Source organism: Phenylobacterium sp. T106, from assembly GCF_057219735.1.
In genome coordinates this window covers 57,846-73,939 of the sequence record NZ_JBXVWA010000012.1, presented here as the reverse complement: position 1 = coordinate 73,939, position 16,094 = coordinate 57,846, and the positions used below count along the sequence as shown (strand labels likewise).

At 70.7% G+C, this 16,094-nt stretch carries 18 protein-coding genes and 1 other RNA gene; 10 read left to right on the top strand and 9 right to left on the bottom strand.

The window, feature by feature from the left end; all coding sequences use genetic code 11:
• Window positions 1-137 precede the first annotated feature (137 nt).
• The gene (locus AC2D8W_RS20490; protein WP_484673092.1) at window positions 138-812 is read left to right on the top strand and encodes a PEP-CTERM sorting domain-containing protein; all 675 of its coding nucleotides are present in this window, start codon (window positions 138-140) and stop codon (window positions 810-812) included.
• Here the strand turns inward: AC2D8W_RS20490 and AC2D8W_RS20485 are convergent.
• From AC2D8W_RS20485 to ssrA, 4 genes are all read right to left on the bottom strand, one after another.
• Window positions 809-1,588 (bottom strand): C13 family peptidase, encoded by a 780-nt coding sequence (locus tag AC2D8W_RS20485; protein WP_484673091.1) that lies wholly within the window; start codon window positions 1,586-1,588, stop codon window positions 809-811. The genes AC2D8W_RS20490 and AC2D8W_RS20485 overlap by 4 nt on opposite strands.
• Window positions 1,585-2,052, bottom strand: a complete 468-nt coding sequence (locus AC2D8W_RS20480; protein WP_293480911.1) for a PaaI family thioesterase — start codon at window positions 2,050-2,052, stop codon at window positions 1,585-1,587. Before AC2D8W_RS20480 ends, AC2D8W_RS20485 begins: the two co-directional genes overlap by 4 nt.
• Before the next feature lie 5 nt (window positions 2,053-2,057).
• Window positions 2,058-2,552 (bottom strand): SspB family protein, encoded by a 495-nt coding sequence (locus tag AC2D8W_RS20475; protein WP_484673090.1) that lies wholly within the window; start codon window positions 2,550-2,552, stop codon window positions 2,058-2,060.
• A 633-nt stretch (window positions 2,553-3,185) separates the two neighbouring features.
• Window positions 3,186-3,545, bottom strand: a transfer-messenger RNA (tmRNA) gene (gene ssrA / locus AC2D8W_RS20470).
• Window positions 3,546-3,682: 137 nt separating this feature from the next.
• Here ssrA and AC2D8W_RS20465 point away from each other — a divergent pair.
• Entirely contained in the window at window positions 3,683-4,264 is a 582-nt protein-coding gene (locus AC2D8W_RS20465; protein ID WP_484673089.1) for an inner membrane-spanning protein YciB, read from the top strand.
• On the opposite strand, the gene AC2D8W_RS20460 is transcribed toward AC2D8W_RS20465, so the two are convergent.
• The 4 genes from AC2D8W_RS20460 to AC2D8W_RS20445 form a co-directional block, all read right to left on the bottom strand.
• The gene (locus tag AC2D8W_RS20460) at window positions 4,230-4,712 is read right to left on the bottom strand and encodes a YybH family protein (protein WP_484673088.1); all 483 of its coding nucleotides are present in this window, start codon (window positions 4,710-4,712) and stop codon (window positions 4,230-4,232) included. The two genes, AC2D8W_RS20465 and AC2D8W_RS20460, sit on opposite strands and share 35 nt — an antisense overlap.
• 5 nt (window positions 4,713-4,717) lie before the next feature.
• Window positions 4,718-5,647, bottom strand: coding sequence for a hypothetical protein (locus AC2D8W_RS20455; RefSeq protein WP_484673087.1), 930 nt, complete (start codon window positions 5,645-5,647; stop codon window positions 4,718-4,720).
• Window positions 5,648-5,697: 50 nt separating this feature from the next.
• Complete coding sequence (gene ilvN, locus AC2D8W_RS20450; RefSeq protein WP_293483581.1) at window positions 5,698-6,246, bottom strand: acetolactate synthase small subunit; 549 nt, start codon at window positions 6,244-6,246, stop codon at window positions 5,698-5,700.
• A 144-nt stretch (window positions 6,247-6,390) separates the two neighbouring features.
• Window positions 6,391-6,912 carry a DUF4262 domain-containing protein gene (locus tag AC2D8W_RS20445; RefSeq protein WP_484673086.1) on the bottom strand — a complete coding sequence of 174 codons (522 nt, stop codon included), beginning with the start codon at window positions 6,910-6,912 and terminating at the stop codon, window positions 6,391-6,393.
• A 102-nt stretch (window positions 6,913-7,014) separates the two neighbouring features.
• Between AC2D8W_RS20445 and AC2D8W_RS20440 the strand changes: the two genes are divergently transcribed.
• The 6 genes from AC2D8W_RS20440 (at window position 7,015) to AC2D8W_RS20415 (ending at window position 12,568) form a co-directional block, all read left to right on the top strand.
• The gene (locus tag AC2D8W_RS20440) at window positions 7,015-7,791 is read left to right on the top strand and encodes an SDR family oxidoreductase (protein WP_484673085.1); all 777 of its coding nucleotides are present in this window, start codon (window positions 7,015-7,017) and stop codon (window positions 7,789-7,791) included.
• Window positions 7,792-8,125: 334 nt separating this feature from the next.
• The gene (locus AC2D8W_RS20435) at window positions 8,126-9,343 is read left to right on the top strand and encodes an RtcB family protein (protein ID WP_484673084.1); all 1,218 of its coding nucleotides are present in this window, start codon (window positions 8,126-8,128) and stop codon (window positions 9,341-9,343) included.
• Window positions 9,344-9,453: 110 nt separating this feature from the next.
• On the top strand, window positions 9,454-10,470 hold the full coding sequence (locus tag AC2D8W_RS20430; protein ID WP_484673083.1) for a hypothetical protein: 1,017 nt from the start codon (window positions 9,454-9,456) through the stop codon (window positions 10,468-10,470).
• Between the two features lie 88 nt (window positions 10,471-10,558).
• Window positions 10,559-10,873: a DUF6665 family protein gene (locus AC2D8W_RS20425; protein WP_293483573.1), complete on the top strand. Its 315-nt coding sequence runs from the start codon at window positions 10,559-10,561 to the stop codon at window positions 10,871-10,873.
• A 59-nt stretch (window positions 10,874-10,932) separates the two neighbouring features.
• Window positions 10,933-11,454: a DUF1993 domain-containing protein gene (locus AC2D8W_RS20420; protein WP_484673082.1), complete on the top strand. Its 522-nt coding sequence runs from the start codon at window positions 10,933-10,935 to the stop codon at window positions 11,452-11,454.
• A gap of 265 nt (window positions 11,455-11,719) precedes the next feature.
• Entirely contained in the window at window positions 11,720-12,568 is an 849-nt protein-coding gene (locus AC2D8W_RS20415; protein WP_484673081.1) for a hypothetical protein, read from the top strand.
• A gap of 7 nt (window positions 12,569-12,575) precedes the next feature.
• On the opposite strand, the gene ybaK is transcribed toward AC2D8W_RS20415, so the two are convergent.
• Window positions 12,576-13,046 (bottom strand): Cys-tRNA(Pro) deacylase, encoded by a 471-nt coding sequence (gene ybaK / locus AC2D8W_RS20410; RefSeq protein WP_484673080.1) that lies wholly within the window; start codon window positions 13,044-13,046, stop codon window positions 12,576-12,578.
• A gap of 106 nt (window positions 13,047-13,152) precedes the next feature.
• Between ybaK and AC2D8W_RS20405 the strand changes: the two genes are divergently transcribed.
• Window positions 13,153-13,707: a biliverdin-producing heme oxygenase gene (locus AC2D8W_RS20405; RefSeq protein WP_484673079.1), complete on the top strand. Its 555-nt coding sequence runs from the start codon at window positions 13,153-13,155 to the stop codon at window positions 13,705-13,707.
• On the top strand, window positions 13,704-15,854 hold the full coding sequence (locus AC2D8W_RS20400) for a histidine kinase dimerization/phosphoacceptor domain -containing protein (protein ID WP_484673078.1): 2,151 nt from the start codon (window positions 13,704-13,706) through the stop codon (window positions 15,852-15,854). Before AC2D8W_RS20405 ends, AC2D8W_RS20400 begins: the two co-directional genes overlap by 4 nt.
• The last annotated feature ends 240 nt before the right edge of the window (window positions 15,855-16,094 follow it).

The following is a 16,094-nucleotide window of genomic DNA, read 5'->3' as shown; positions in this document are numbered from 1 at the left end:
CTGGGTTGAGTCGCGGGGCCCGTCTCCCGCCTGGGCGGTCGGCGGCCCGTGCGGGACCACGCTTGCCAGGCGAAGTGGATGGCGGCGCTCCTCGAACACTGTATTCTCGCGGGCCCCTGGGAAGGGCGGAGGCGTGTATGTCCCTGAAGTCCGTCATCATCGCCGGCGCAGCGTGCGCGCTCGTCGCCACGTCCGCGGAGGCCGCGGGCCGCTTCGTGAACGGCAGCTTCGAGGATGGCTTCACCGGCTGGGTCTATGACGAGGAACAGGTCCACAACCCGGGCGAAGCGAACCACCTTTCGGAGTCGGGCGAGGTCGACCAGAGCTACGGGCCGGTCGACGGGACCTACATCGCCACCCTGCAGGCGAACTTCACCGACACCCCGGTGGTGCTGAGCCAGACGTTCACCACCGGAGGCGGCTTCTTCTCGGGGTCGGCGGCCTTCCTCGGCGAGGATTTCCTCCCCTGGAACGACTCCGGCTACGTGCGCCTCTACCGGCTGGGCGGCAGCGGGGTGTCGGCGACGGGCTTCGACGACGGCGACGGCTACGAGCAGCTGTTCTACGCCGACATCGCGGGGGTCGGAGACTGGGGCTACACGCCCTGGACCCGGTTCTCGATCCGGCTGGGGGCGGGGACCTATCGCGTGGAGGCCGGCGTCATCGACCGGAACGACGACCGCGAAACCAGCCTCCTGATCCTGGACGACTTCGCCATGGCCGTGCCCGAGCCGGGCGCCTGGGCGCTGATGCTGACGGGCTTCTTCGGGCTCGGGGCGGCCTTGCGCCGCCGGCGCGCGGCGCTCGCCTAGTCGCGCTTGGGCGCGCTCTCGAAGGCGTAGAGCGGCAGCATCGGGCGCAGCTCGGGCCCGACCCAGACCTGCGGCTCGCTGGGCGGGCTCATCCGGGTGGCGATCTCGCGGGTCCGCACGCATTCCCGGGTGGCGTTCGCCAGGCTAGCGAAGTCGCGGGTGTTCGGCATGGACGAGAGGAAGCAGTCGTCGAAGTAGGGGTACTTGTTGTCCTGGCCGCAGCCGAACGAGGTGCGATCGGGGCGGGCGGCGGTGAGCACCATCCGGTTCGGCTTCGCCAGGGTCGGCACGAAGACCCCCGAGAAACAGGCCGAGATCACCACCACGGTCGGCCGTGCGCCGCAGGTCTGGTCCAGCATGGTGGCCAGCGTGCCCGGGCGCAGGATCGTCTGGTCCACCTGCGCGCCCTGCGGCAGGCCGTGCGAGGTGAGATAGAAGAGGCAGCCGCCGCTGGTCCGCTGCGACAGGTCGGCGAGGGCGTTGTAGATGCCCCGCTGCTCCGCCTTCTCGGGCTTGGTGTCCTGGTAGCGTTCGGGCCGGACGGAGAACTGGCGGATGTTGTGCTGCCGGAAGCCGGCCCGCCCCAGCGCCAGCGTCACGTCGCGGCGCGCGTTGTCGAACCCTTCCGTGGGCCCGCCGTCGCTGGCGTGCCAGTCGCCCGCCACGACGACCGCCGACCAGTCGGCGAAGGCCGAGGCGGCGTGGGCCGCGCCGACGCCCGCCGCCGACCAGACCATGGCGGTCAGGGCAAGCAGCCGGGCGGCAGTCCGCATCATTTCTTGTAGTTCGAGAACGGCGTCGGGATCGCCGTCCCGGTCGCCTTCGCCAGCGTCCGGCCCTCGGGATCGAACAGCTCGCCTTCGGTGAAGGCGACCTGACGGCCCCACTTCACCACCTTGCCGACGCCGCGGATCTTCCCGGGCTGTCCGGGGCGGAAGAAGGTGGTCTTCATCTCCAGCGTCGGCGCGACGGCCGTCATGCCGGACGCCACCATGCAGGCCACGCTCATGCACTCGTCGAGCATGGCGCACAGGTAGCCGCCCTGGATCTGGCGCATGGGGTTGAGCAGCAGTTCGGCCTTGGCCTCGAACTCGACCTCCACCGAGCGCTCGGCCTGGTTCACCGCCACCATCCTGAAGCCCAGGGTCTGGGACCCGGTCGGCTGGTTCTTGGTGCGCAGGAAGCGCTGCAGGATGGCCTCGTCGGTGAGGGCCTCCGGCTCGCTCGCGACGTCGGTCATGCGGTCTACTTCTTCCGGAACTGATCGAGGGAGACGACGGTGGCTTCGCCCTTCGGCGGCGCAGGCGTCTCGGCCTTCGCCTCGGCGGGCTTTTCGGGCGCGGCCTTGGCCTCGGACGGCGCCGCGGGCGGCGGCTCGAACTGCAGCAGGAACTGCACCGAAGGATCGTAGAAGCGGGTGATGGCGCCGTACGGGACCGAGAGCCGCTTGGGCTGGCCGCCGAACTGCAGGGTCACCGAGAAGAACGTCTCGCCGGGGGCCAGGTCCCAGTACTGGTGCTGCAGGACGATGGTCATCTCGTCGGGATACTTCGACAGCAGGTCCTGCGGCCCCGAGACCCCGGCGGCGTCGGTCTTGAAGGTGATGTAGAAGTGGTGCGAACCCGGCAGCCCCTCGGGCGCGGCGGCGCGCTTCAGCGCAGCCTTGGCGACGCCCCGCAGCGCGTCCTGCGCCAGGGCCTCGTAGTTCATCAGATCCTGGACCGGCGGATCCTGAGCCATACCCACTCCGACAACCGAACGCCTGAAAGGTAACGTGTGCCGGGTGTGGCGCAAGGGAAGACAAGACGAGCGGAAGTTTTGAGCAAGGCGCCGCCGCGCGTTTCAGGAGCATTCCCCAGGTCCTCCCCTGGCCCAACCCCCTGTCATCCCGGTTTCCGCGCAAGCGGAACACCGGGACCCATAGACTCCGCGGTTCCGGATGAGGCGCGCCGCCGCCGCCCGCGGGCCGTGCCCCACATCGGGCGCGTATGGGTCCCGGTCTTCGCCTACGGCGAAACCGGGATGACAGCCGCAAGGACGTGGCGGTCGATGGTCCCCCCTGGGGGAGCTCGCGAAGCGAGAGCGGGTCTGGCCGCCGCGCCGCCGATCCTCCCAGGCACACCCCCGTCATCCCGCGGCTTGTCCGCGGGACCCATGTGTCCGCCGGCTGTGAGCCCGCCGTTCTCGCCGGACCGAGGCCGCGCCCGCCCGGCAACCAACCGCACAGCCGCCGGCATGGGTCCCGCGGACAAGCCGCGGGATGACGGCCGGGTAAATCCGGGGCGCCGCTCCGATGATGAAGGTGAGGGGCTTCTGTTGCCAGGCGCCCCCAAGTCTTGCCTGGGATTGGAGGGGCGCCGCCAGAAAGGGAAAGGTGAGGGGCTTCTGTTGCCAGGCGCCCCTCGGGCCCCGCCTAGAGATCTGAACCTCTAGGACTTGGTTCGGATGTTACCGGACCGCATTACGCAGCCAGGCGAACTTCCTCAGCGAAGTTATCGTTCGCATTTAGTTTAAAGACCCGGATCGGTGGGTCAGGCCGAGAGAAAGCAACGCCTTTACACGTCTGTCGATGCTGATCGGCCCCGTGCTTCCCGGCGATAACCCGGAAGGATTTGGTGGAGCCGCCGGGAATCGCACCCGGGTCCAGTCCGCTTATTTCGCGCGCGTTTATCTCCATAGTCGGGCGAACCCGACGGCTCACATATAGGCGCTCGGGGTGGAAAAACAAAGGACCGCGCGGTCGCGCGCGGCTCGCGAAGCGCCAATGGCGGTCGCCGTTTCGCGAACCGCCGCGCCGGCTTCGCGAGCGGACTCACGGCCTCCGGACCGCCACGCCTACCCTCCCGGTCGACGTTTTCCCCGGAGCTCCCATGACGAATTTCGCCCACGCCTTCCGCCCGCTTGTGAACGACCTGTTCTCCAGCCTCCTGTTCGCGGGCCTGCTGGCTGCGGGCGTCGACGCGCTCGTCGCGACCGTCATCGCCATGGCGGCGGGGGCCGGCCACGTCCTGCTCTGGATTGCGCTCCGAAAGCCGGTCGCGCCGCTGCAATGGGCGAGCCTGGGCCTGGTGCTGGTGTTCGGCACGGCGAGCCTGTTCCTGCACGACCCGCGCTTCCTGATGGCCAAGCCCACGATCATCTACCTGATCGTCGCCACGGTGATGCTGAAGCGCGGCTGGATGCTGCGGTACATGCCGCCCATCGCCGCCGGCCACGGCGAGCGGATGATGATCGCCTATGGCTATGTCTGGGCGGGCCTGATGCTGCTGTCCGCCGCCCTGAACCTCGTGTTCGCCATCGGTTTCCCGGCCCAATGGCCGCTCTACAAGGCGGTCTTCCCGATCGCCTCGAAACTCGCGCTCTTCGCCGTGCAGTACGCGCACATCCGTGCGGTGGTCCGGCCCCGGGTGATCGCGGCTATGGCGCAGGCGCGGCCGGCTTCGGCGGGGTAGGGGGCTCGTCCACCTCGCCGATGTCGATCAGCCCCCGCCAGCCGGCGGGGGTCTTGCGCCAGACGGTCACGTAGTTGCCGGTCAGCACGCGGGAGCCGTCGAGCCAGGTGCGCTTCCAGTCCCCGATCGTGAGGGCCATGTCGCCCGAGGCCGCGCCCCACGCCTGCTTCGGCGTCCATTCCACCTTCATCCGCTGCGGCGCGCCGCCGCCCATGAGGCGGTAGATGGCCTCGCCGCCCTTCGCGGGCTCGCCGCCGGTCCCGTAGAGCAGGCCCTCCGCCTCGTCCATGTACTCCCGGAACGCCTGCGCCGGATGGACCTGCTGGGCGCGGGCGAAGAAGGCGCGGTCGGCGGCCAGGGCCTCGTCAGCGGCCTGCCGCGAGAGGTCGGCGGCCTGTGCGCTCCCGGCCAGCGACACGGCGAGGGCGGCGGCGGTGAAGGTCTTCATGAGGATCAGCTTTGCGGTGTGACCGGCGCAGCTTCGCGCGTCGGCGCAGCGCCTTCAACCTCGGCGGACGGGGCCGGGGCCGGGCCGGGCGGGCGGGGCCGCGCGTCGGGGTTGGGCTTCAGCCGCCCGTTCGCCGCCAGCAAGTCGCGGTGCGCGTCGCGGGCGGCGGCGAACTGCGCGCCGCCGGGGAACAGCACGTCGAATCGCGGGTCGTGACCCAGGGCCGCGCCCAGCACCGCCTCCAGCACGTCGGCGGCCTCGCCCACCTCGGCGGGGTCGCAGGCCCGGTGCAGGGTGACGGAGCGGCCGGGCGTCACGAGGGTGATGTCGTAGGCGGTGCCTTCCACGCAGAGCGCCTCGGCGGCGCCGGCTTCAGCGACCCGGACGTCGCGCGGCGAGCGCCAGAGGGGCAGGTCCTTCAGCGCCTGGAAGCGCGCCCCCGCCCCCGCGGGCAGCTTGCGGTCGAAGCCCATGCGCCGCGCGATGCCGGCCTCGCAGCAGGCGAGGCCCGCGCGGCCCTGCACGAACGTGTCGCCGTCTCCGCGGACGGTCACCCGCGTCACCGTCTGGCGCACGCTGCTGGAGGGGCGGGTCCAGACCTCGACGATCATCTCGTCGCCGCGCACGAACTGCCACTGCAGCGGCATCAGGCCCCAGAGCCGATAGGTCGAGGCGTCGACGCCGTTGTCGGGTTTCACGAGCTGTTCCACGCTGCGGATGCGCCGCCCGCCCAGCGGGTCGGCCTCCTCCGGGACCTTCAGCCGCTTGTCGTCCCACCAGCTCTTCGGGTCGGGCGCGGGATAGGGCCAGGCTTCGACTTCGGTGACCGGCGCGCCCTCGGGCGGGCCTGCGGCCTTCTGCCGGCCCAGCAGCTGCGCGTCGGCGGGCGCCGCCAGGGCCGCGAGGCTCGCCGTGATCAGGAATGGCTTGAACACGCCCCGGAAAGTGGCGCCCGCGCGCGGCGGTTCCGTGGCGAAGCGTGGCCCTAGAAGACCTCGACGCCGCGGGACAGCGACAGGACGCCCGTCCGGGACACTTCGACGAGGCCCAGCGGCCGCATCAGGTCCACGAACTTGTCGATCTTCGACGACGCGCCCGTAAGCTCGAACACGAAGCTCTCGTGGGTGGTGTCGATCACCTTGGCGCGGAAGATGTCCGAGACGCGCAGCGCCTCGACGCGCTCGACGCCGGTGCCGCGCACCTTGACCAGCGCCAGTTCGCGCTCGATGCCGTTGGGGTCGCGCGTCACGTCCTGCACGTGCCGCGTCGAGACCATCTTCTGCAGCTGGGCCTCGATCTGGGCCAGCACCTGGGTCGTGCCGCGGGTGACGATGGTGATGCGGCTGGTGTGGGCGTTACCGTCGGTCTCGGCCACCGTCAGGCTGTCGATGTTGTAGCCGCGCGCGGCGAAGAGGCCGACCACGCGGTGCAGCACGCCCGGCTCGTTGTCCACCAGCACGGCGAAGGTGGCCCGGCTTTCGTCCTGCTCCTTGTGCGCGAGGTCGTAGACGGAGGCGGGCTGCTGGTCGGTCATCGGCGAAGGTCCCCGGCGGAGACGGGTGAGGTGTCACAGGGCGGCGCTGGCCGCAAGCACACGCTGCGTATTCGGCTCCACGTCCAGCGGAACAGCTGAGGCTGCAGATGCGCCAGCGCCCTGTCGCACCCCTCGTCCCAGGGGTTACTGCGCTGCGGGCGAGCCGGCGGCGTCCTCGGCGGGAAGCCACAGCGCCGGCTGGAGGGGCCGCAGCCGCTCGTCGTAGCCGTCATCCCACGGCAGGCGGCGCTGCTGGTCGGCCAGCACGAGCTGGAACGCCTCGAGGCCGAACGCGCGGCCCGTCCGGCGCCTCCGCCGCTCGACCGCGAACGCGAACCAGCCGTCCGCGCCGTCGATCTGCGACGGATCGACCTTGCGCCAGACCATCCGGGCCTGCTCGTCCTCCACCCAGACCTTTCCGTCCTCGAACACGAGGTCGCCTGCCTTGAGCTCCTCGAAGGCCTGCCAGAGCATGACGTTCGCGTCGGCCTGCGAGACGTCGAAGATGATGATCTCGGGCTGGTTCAGGGTGTCGTCGAACCCGACGGTGTAGACCCAGGTCGGCGCCGTTCGAAAATCGCCGACGTAGATCGCGGTCCAGCCGTGCTTGCGGATGCGGCGTTCCGTGTTCCGCATGTGCCATTCGGCGCGAAGGCGAGTGAACATCGATTTATCTCCCTCGCCGTGAACAATTCAAGAACGGTTTGCGCGCAGTCAACCCTTGAGCTGCCCGCCGTGAGCATGTCTCCTGGCGGGGGGGAACCTTGCATGGACCTGAACCTTCGCGGCCGCACCGTGCTGATCACCGGCGCGTCCAAGGGCATCGGCGCGGCGGCGGCCGAGGCGTTCGCCGAGGAGGGGTGCGACCTGATCCTCGCGGCGCGCTCGGCGGAGGCGCTGGAGGCGCTCTGCGCCCGGCTGCGCGGCCAGCATCAGATCCAGGCCCGCGCCGTCCCCACCGACCTGCGTGACGCGGCGCAGCTCTCCGCGCTCGCCGAGGCGGGCCGGGACGCCGACATCCTGGTCAACAACGCCGGCGACATCCCGGGCGGCACGCTGGAAGCGGTCGACGAGGCGCGCTGGCGCCACGCCTGGGAGCTGAAGGTCTTCGGCTACATCAACCTCACGCGCGCCATCTACGCGCACATGAAGGGTCGCGGCTCGGGCGTGATCATCAACGACATCGGCGCGGCCGGCGAGCGGATGGACGCAGGCTACATCGCGGGCTCCGCCGGCAACGCGGCGCTCTACGCCTTCACCAGGGCCCTGGGCGGCAAGTCGCTGCGCGACGGCGTCCGCGTGGTCGGCGTCAGTCCCGGGCCCGTGGAGACCGACCGGATCGTCACCCTCATGAAGACCGCCGCCCAGCGGCGCTTCGGCGACGAGAGCCGCTATCGCGAGTTGATGGCGAGCTACCCGCTGGGCCGCCCGGCCCGGCCGCGGGAGATCGCCGACCTGATGGTGTTCCTGGCGTCCGACCGTTCGGCCTACACGACGGGCGTGGTGTTCACCGTCGACGGCGGGATCAGCGCCGCGCCGGGCTAGCGTGGCTCCCAGGCCACACCGTCCTGCCAAGGTTGGTTGCAATCGAAACGAGTGCTTCCCGCGGCCCCGAACCGGGTGTATCCGCGCCGACCTCGAAGGAGAGACCCGTGTTCAACCGGCCCGTCAATTCGCCGCTCGCCTGCACCACCGACCGCCAGGTCGAGGGTCTGGGGACGTGCGCGCGGGAGGTCGGTTCGGCTTAGGTCTCAGCATCTTTGAGGCTCGTACGAAGAACCCCTCCCGGCCCGGCCGCGGAGGGGTTCTTCGTTTCGGAAGGACGCTTCGACCGCCGCGGGGGGCCGGGAGGGACCAGAGGGTTCCAGGAGAGTGTCCGATGAGCGGATTTGAAGTGATCGAAAGCGATGCGGGGCTGATCAAGGCGTGGACGCGCGGCGTCCAGGTCGAGGACAGCGCCAGGGCGCAGCTCCGCAACGTCGCGAGCCTGCCGTTCATCCACAAGCACATCGCGGTGATGCCGGACGTGCACTGGGGAATGGGCGCCACCGTGGGGTCTGTGATCCCGACCGTCGGGGCGATCATCCCGGCGGCGGTGGGCGTGGACATCGGCTGTGGGATGATGGCCGTGAAGACGTCGATCCGGGCCGAGCGCCTGCCGGACTCGCTGGCCGACCTGCGGGGCGCCATCGAAGCCGCGGCGCCGCACGGGCGCACCGACAACGGCGGCCGCAACGACGTGGGCGCCCACCAGGGCGACCCGCCGGCGCTGGCGGTCCGGAAGTGGGCGGCGCTCGAGGACGGCTACAAGGCCATCGTCGAGCGCGATCCGAAGGCGGCGCACCCGCGCGGCCTCGGCCACCTCGGGACCCTCGGGACGGGAAACCACTTCATCGAGCTCTGCCTCGACGAGGACGGCGCGCTCTGGGTCATGCTGCACTCCGGGTCGCGCGGCGTGGGCAACCGCTTCGGGTCGTACTTCGTCGAACGGGCGAAGCGGGACATGGAGCGGTGGTTCATCCACCTGCCGGACAAGGACCTGGCCTACTTCCCGGAAGGGTCGGAGGGCTTCGTGTCCTACATCCGCGCAGCCAGCTGGGCGCAGAAGTACGCCCTGGCCAACCGCGAAGTGATGATGGACCAGGTCCTCGCGGTGCTGCGTGAGGCCTTCCCGGACCTCGTGACGACGGACGTGGCGGTGAACTGCCACCACAACTACGTCACCCAGGAGCGGCACTTCGGCAAGGACGTCTGGCTGACCCGCAAGGGCGCGGTGCGGGCGGGCCTCGGCGAGCTCGGGATCATCCCGGGATCGATGGGGGCGCGGTCCTACATCGTGCGCGGCAAGGGCAACCCGGAGTCGTTCTGCACCTGCTCGCACGGCGCCGGCCGGGCGATGAGCCGGGCCGAGGCCAGGCGGCGCTTCACGCTCGACGACCAAGCGGCCGCGACCGCGGGCGTCGAGTGCCGGAAGGACGCGGACGTGATCGACGAAACCCCGATGGCCTACAAGGACATCGACGCGGTGATGGCGGCCCAGGCCGACCTGGTCGAGATCGTCCACACCCTCCGGCAGGTCGTCTGCGTGAAGGGATAGGGGTCCCGCGTCCGCTCCGGCGGGCGCGGGCTCCGGCCCCCGCGCCCGGTCCCAATTCAACAGAGACTGCAGCCGCCGCGTCCGCGCGGCGGCGAACCCTGGAGCTGACCATGTTCAAGCTGATCGCGGGTCGCGCCCCGGTCCCGGCCAGGACCGAGCCGACGGCCCTTCTGAAGATGATCGCCGGCGAGTTCGCGCCGGCGATCGCCCGGGCGTGGCCCGAGCCGCACTGCGGCTTCCTCACCGCGCCCGCGGCGCGGAGGCACCTGGCCTGCGTGGCGCTGGCGCTGGGCGGCGACGTCGCGCGCCTGGCGGGCGTGCTGGGCGAGGCGCGCACGCGCGACGTGATCCGCGTGGCGCTGGGCCGCCACCCGCCGGGGCTCGAGCGCGCGCTGGGGCGGCTGGGCGAAACGGCGTGGAGCGCCGACGCCTACCGGCGGCTGATGGACCTGCTGGCCGATCCGAAGGCCGGGAAGATCCTGCGGCACGCCGCGGTCATAGACGTCGCGGCCATCGAGCGCCTCGGGCGGCTCCCGGCTCCCATGGGGCGGGCGCTGGCCCTGGCGTTGCTGATCACGGACGACGGCGCGCGCGCCGTGTGCGAGGCGGCCGACGCCATCGCCTTCCGCGACGGTCCGGACGCCGCCGATGCCGCCGCGGGGCGCTGGGCGGAGGCCGAGACGGAGGAGGGACTGTTCGCCGCGGTGAAGGTCGACCTCTATCCCGAGCTGCCGCCGCTCCCGTTCGCGGGAACCGAGCGCCTGAAGCCGCTGGCCACCAAGGCTGCGATGCGCGAGGCGGCGCGGCGCTTCGGCAACTGCCTGGCCGACCGCGTCGAGCACGCCGCGGCCGGCTGGTCGGCCTACTACGAGTGGACCGAGGACGACGGCGCGATCGCCGAGGTGACGCGCGACGCGATCCACGGATGGCGTCTCAGCGAAGCCAAGGGGCCGAAGAACGAGCCGCTCGACAAGGACGCCCGCGCGGCCCTTGTCGGCGAACTCACCGCCATGGGCGTCTACGTGGGGCGCAACTCGTGGAAGCTCGAGCGGGCGCTGACGCCTGGCGTCGGCCGCGACTGGCCCCTGCCGTCCATCGACGAGGACCTCGCCGAGGTGTTCGGATGAGCGACCGCCGCCGCGCGACAGGCGCGGCGGCGTGTCGGCTCCGCGGCCGAGGTTGCGTTCCCGGCGCGGGCCGCCAACATGGGCGGCCATGTCGTCGCTCCGGATGCCCCAGTCGCTCGCCAGCCGCCTCAAGGTCGAGACCGGCGAGGCGGTGCTGCGCTACGAGCTGCTGGAGGAGCAGGCCCATTCGCTCGGGCGCGCCGGACGCAGGGTCGAGGCGGCGCTCACGGCGCTGCGCGAGCACCCGGGCGGCGACGGCCGCGCCGCGCTGCTGAAGACGGCGGCCGACGCCGTGTGGGGCTTCTTCGTCCAGCGCGAGATCATGGGCCTGCGCGACCGCAACGCGGTCATCGCCCACTACCAGATCCCCCGCGAAGTGCTGGTCCGCCTGGGCGCCCGATGAGCCGGTCGGCGCCGTAGGGTCAGGCCTGCTATCACGCGCCATCGAGGGGAGACACCGACATGGCCATCACGCTCTACGACGCTTCCGTCCGCACCTACCTGCAGATCCTGCCCGCGGTGGGCGGCTACCTGGAGAAGGCGCGCGCCCACGCCGTGGAGACGGGCCGCGATCCGGAAAGCCTCGTGGAGGCGCGCCTCTGCGACGACCAGTGGCCGCTGCGCAGCCAGGTGATCTCGACCGTCCACCACGCCCGGGGCGCCATTGCGGGCGTCAAGGCCGGGCTGTTCCGCCCGCCGCTCTGGGATGGCCAGTTCGACTACGCCGGCCTGCAGAAGCTGGTGGCGGACGCCGTCGCCGAGCTTTCGGCCCTGTCGCCCGACGAGGTGAACGCGCTGGAGGACAAGGACCTCGTCTTCGAGCTCGGCCCGCGCCAGATGCCGTTCCGCGGCGGGGACTTCCTGCTGTCGTTCTCCCTGCCCAACTTCTACTTCCACGCCACCACGGGCTACGACATCCTCCGCGCCAAGGGCGCGCCCCTGGGCAAGCGCGACTTCATGGGCGCGCCGCGGATCAGGGTTTAGTCTCCCTGAGCCGAGCCGACCCGTCGCCGGCCAACATTCCAAATCGCGGCATCTCCCAAACCGCTCTGACGATGAGGTCGTTGGTGGCGGCGACGCCGCCTTTGCGTTGCGCTGCCCAATCACCCGGGCTCGATGCTCGCCCTCGCTGAGCCGCGACGGCGCACCATCAGGAGCACGCGTGTAGCGTGTGTCTAGGAAAGATTCGTCTTCCAATTTATCGCTCTTAAGCTCAAGGTTTACCCGACCTGATGGGAGGGCCTGAGAAATGCGCGCGTTGATTGTAGCTGGCGCTGTTTGCCTGCTTGGAGGATGCACAACGTTGGGTCGGACGGGCGACGGTGCGCAAAACGGCGCAGGCGTCCGCTTGCTTCTGACAAAAGATCAGCTCGTCAGCTTGGATGTCGCTGACACCGTTCAGTCGTTCCTGCCGCCACCACCTGTGGTGCGCAATGAGAAGCAGACGCCAGACCAACGCCTGGATTTCGCGGTGTCTCAATTCTACAGCCGCGTACCTCCCGCTCAGCAGCCACTATTCAGAAATGAGATTCAGTCCCGCTTGATCGCCGCCGCGAACCAGCGCTGCGGGTTGTGGAAGAACAAGTTCGCCAGTTTCAGCGCTCGGTTTAACTTCTGGAGTGGATCAATTGCCACAGCGACATCTGCCGCGGCTACCGCCTTCACCCCGGAGTCCACGAAGAACGCCCTGACAGCCCTGTCGACAACGGCGACCGGAGCCGGTGCGCAGTACGATAAGGCCTTTCTTATGAGCCAAACGGTGTCTGTCATCCTGCTTGGCGTGGATACGAGGCGCGAAAGCATTAAGGAGCGAATCACCGCCAAGTCGCTTCAAGCCGTTGCTGGCAGCACCGCGCGGCCCGTTGCAATGGATATGTACCCGTTATCTGCAGCTATTGCCGACGCAATCGAGTATCACTCGGCCTGCACTGCGGCGTCTGGCCTGCAGAAGGCGTCGGAATCGCTCGCTAACGAGCGGAATACTGGCGCAAGGGCAGAGGCAGCCAAGGCTGAGGGAACGAAGAGCGAGCCGGGCAAGTCGGAAGGCCCGGAGACCACGAAGGAGCGACCGAAGACCTCGACTGCAGCGCCAATCTAGGCGCTCTTCAGGTCACGGGCGCCACGACGGCGTCCAGCACGCGTACGAGGTCGGCGGGGGACAGGCGCGCCTGCAGCCCCCTCTGGCCGGCGTTGACGAAGGCCTGCGGCAGCGCCGCCGCGTCGGCGTCGATGACGGTGGGGACGGCCCGCTTCTGGCCGAAGGGGCTGACCCCGCCGACGCGATAGCCCGTCAGGCGCTCGGCGTCGGCCGGCTTCATCATCTCGGCCGACTTCGCCCCCAGCGCGGCGGCCAGCTTCTTCATCGAGACCTCACGGTCCGACGCCAGCACGACGCAGGCGGGCTTGCCGTCGGCGCGCACCATCAGGGTCTTAAGCACCTCGCGCGCCGGCGCGCCCAGCGCCTCGGCCGCCTGCAGACCCACACGCTCGGCCGTCGGGTCGTAGTCGTAGGCATGCAGTTCGAATGCAACGCTTGCGCGGCTCAGTGCGTTTGTGGCGGGCGTCGTTCGGCTCATGGAGAGTTCGCGTCTGCTGGAAACTGCCGGTTCTGTCGGGTTCCCAACTGATGCGGCTCGCACGAGTACCTATGGGTGACGTGGGGGCCGCGCCGCAAGAGACCCGATGACCTGTGACACCCTCCGGCGCGTGCGGGACGCGACGCGCGAGCCACATCAGCGCCTCGAGCGACGCCTCGACATTTTCCGGCGGATCGCCTGCGCGGACCAGCGTCGGGAGCTCGTGGGCCGCTTCGGCGCGCTTCACCTCGACGCCGAGACGGCGCTCGCCCCCTGGCTCTCGGGGATGGCGGAGCTCGACTTCGAAGCGCGCCGCCGCTCCCCGCGCCTGGCCCGGGACATGGCGGTCCTCGGTCTCCGCGCGGCCTCGGGGGGCGGCGAACCGATCCGGCTGCGCAACGTCGGCGAAGCCCTGGGCCTGATGTACGTGCTGGAAGGCTCCACCCTTGGCGGCCGGGTGATCCGGCGTCACGTCGAGGGCGCCGGCGGCGATCTCACCGGGCTCAGCTTCCTGGACCCCTACGGGCGCCGCGCGGGCGAGCGCTGGCGCGGGTTTCTCTCGGTGCTCTCGGGGGCGCCCGAGGCCGACGACGTCGTGGCGGGCAGCGTGGCCGGCTTCGAACATGTGGAGCGGCGGCTCTGCGGACGAGCCGACGCATGACGGACCCGGCCCTCGATCTCGACGCCTGCGCGCGCGAACCGATCCACATCCCGGGCTCGATCCAGCCCCACGGCGTCATGCTGGTCGCCGACCGCACGACCCAGGAGGTGAGCCACGCGGCGGGCGACGTTCCGCGCATCCTCGGCCGCGAGGCGTGGCTGGGCCGCACGCTGGGGGAGGTGCTGGGCGATCCGCTGGCCCAGCGCATCGCCCAGGTGACCCAATCCGGCGCGCAGGGCGGCTTCGCCGGGCACGTCAGCGGCAACGGCGGAGGCGCCTATGACGTCTCGGCCCACCTGGACCGCGAACGCCTGATCGTCGAGGTCGAGCCCACGGTCGGAGCTCCCCTGCCGGCCGTGATGCTCCTCGCCCAGCTGGAGTCGGCCAGCGCCGCCTTCGAGCGCGCCACGACGGTGAAGCTGCTGTGCGACCGGGCCGCGATCGAGTTCCGGCGCCTGACCGGTTTCGATCGCGTCATGATCTACCGGTTCCTGGAGGAGGGCGCCGGCGCCGTCCTTTCCGAGGCGCTGGCGGAAGGGATGCCCAGCTTCCTCAACCACCACTTCCCGGGCTCGGACATCCCGGCCCAGGCGCGAGAGCTGTACGTCCGCAACCTGGTGCGCGTGATCCCCGACGTGACCTACGAGCCCGCGCCGCTGCTCCCGGCCTGGACGGATCCGACCCCGCTCGACATGAGCGACTGCGCGCTCCGCTCGGTCTCGCCGGTGCACATGCAGTACCTGCGCAACATGGGCGTGGCCGCGTCGGCGTCCGTCTCCATCGTGAAGGACGGCGTGCTCTGGGGGCTGGTGGCCTGCCACCATCGCGAGCCCAGGCTGATGCCGTACGACGTCCGCGCGGCGGCCCGGGCGCTGGCCGGCGCCCTCGCGCGCCAGATCCGGGCCAAGCAGGAGGCCGAGGCCTATCGCGAGCGGCTGCGCCTGCGCGGCCTCGAGGACGAGCTGACGTCGCGCCTGTCGCGGGCCGGCGGCCTGGACGCGAACCTCGCGGTGGGGATGGCCGAGCTGCGCCGCATGCTGGACGCCGACGGCGTGGCCGCCGTGCGGGGACGGGAGACCTTCACCGACGGCGTCTGCCCTCCGGCCGACGCCATCCGGGAGCTCGCCGCCTGGGTCGAGGCGGGCGCGGCTGATCCCGTCGTGACGGACCGGCTTTCCGAGCGCTATCCGCCCGCGGCGGCGTTCATGGCCGAGGCCAGCGGACTCCTGGGCCTGGTGGTGGCGTCGGACGAGCCGTTCGTCGTCCTCTGGTTCCGGGCCGAGGCGCCGGAGGTCGTGAACTGGGCGGGCAATCCGCACAAGGCCGTGGCGCTTGGCCCGGGCGAGACGCTGACGCCGCGCGCCTCCTTCGAGGCCTGGCGCGAACAGGTGCGCGGCCGCTCGCGGCGCTGGACCCTGGCCGAGGCCGACGCCGCCCAGCGCCTGCGCGAGACGCTGCTGGAGGCGCGCAGCCACCGGCGCCAGCTTGAGCTGAACGCGCGCCTGAGCAGCGCCCTGAGCGAGAAGGACGGCCTCCTGCAGCAGAAGGCGATGTTGCTGAAGGAGGTGAACCACCGGATCCAGAACAGCCTTCAGCTCGTCTCCAGCTTCCTCGGCCTGCAGGCGCGCGCCGTCGGCGACCCGAACCTGCACGAGGCCTTCGAGGAGGCGCGCCGGCGGCTGCAGGCCGTCGCGCTGGTGCACCGGCGGCTCTACCGGGCGGACCAGATCGAGACGGTGGATCTCGGGCGCTATCTCGAGGACCTGATCGGCGACATGAACGCCTCCATGGGCGCCGAGTGGGCCGGCAAGGTCAGCGTCGAAGCGGCGCCGGTCATCGTGCCGACCGACCGCGCCGTGTCGCTGGGCCTGGTCGTGACCGAGCTGGTGATCAACGCCAACAAGTACGCCTACGGCGGCGCGCCGGGGCCGATCGAGGTGCGGCTGGAGGAGCACAACGCCGACCTGAAGGTCGTCGTCGCCGACCATGGCCGCGGCAAGCACACGCCCGGGGAGGGCTTCGGCAGCCGCATGATGACGGCGATGGTGCGCCAGCTCGGCGGCGAGCTCACCTACAGCGACAATCGGCCCGGGGCGCGCGCCATCCTGACCGCGCCCATCCAGGGCCTAGCGCCCGCGCCGGTCTAGAGTCCGAACGTCAACGAGCTGTCAGCGATCTCGGCAGCTCCCGATCGTCCCGGCGAATGCCGGGATCCAGATCCACGCGCGAGTGGAAGCGGCCTGATGCGGACTCCCTGAACGTCCGCAAGGGGTGGGTCGCGGCGCCTTACCTCCCCCGCGAAGCGGCGGGAGGGGGACCGTGGCGGACGTCATCCCCATTCCCCCCGTCATCCCGGGCGGAGCGCTCGAAAGAGCGCGCAGACCCGG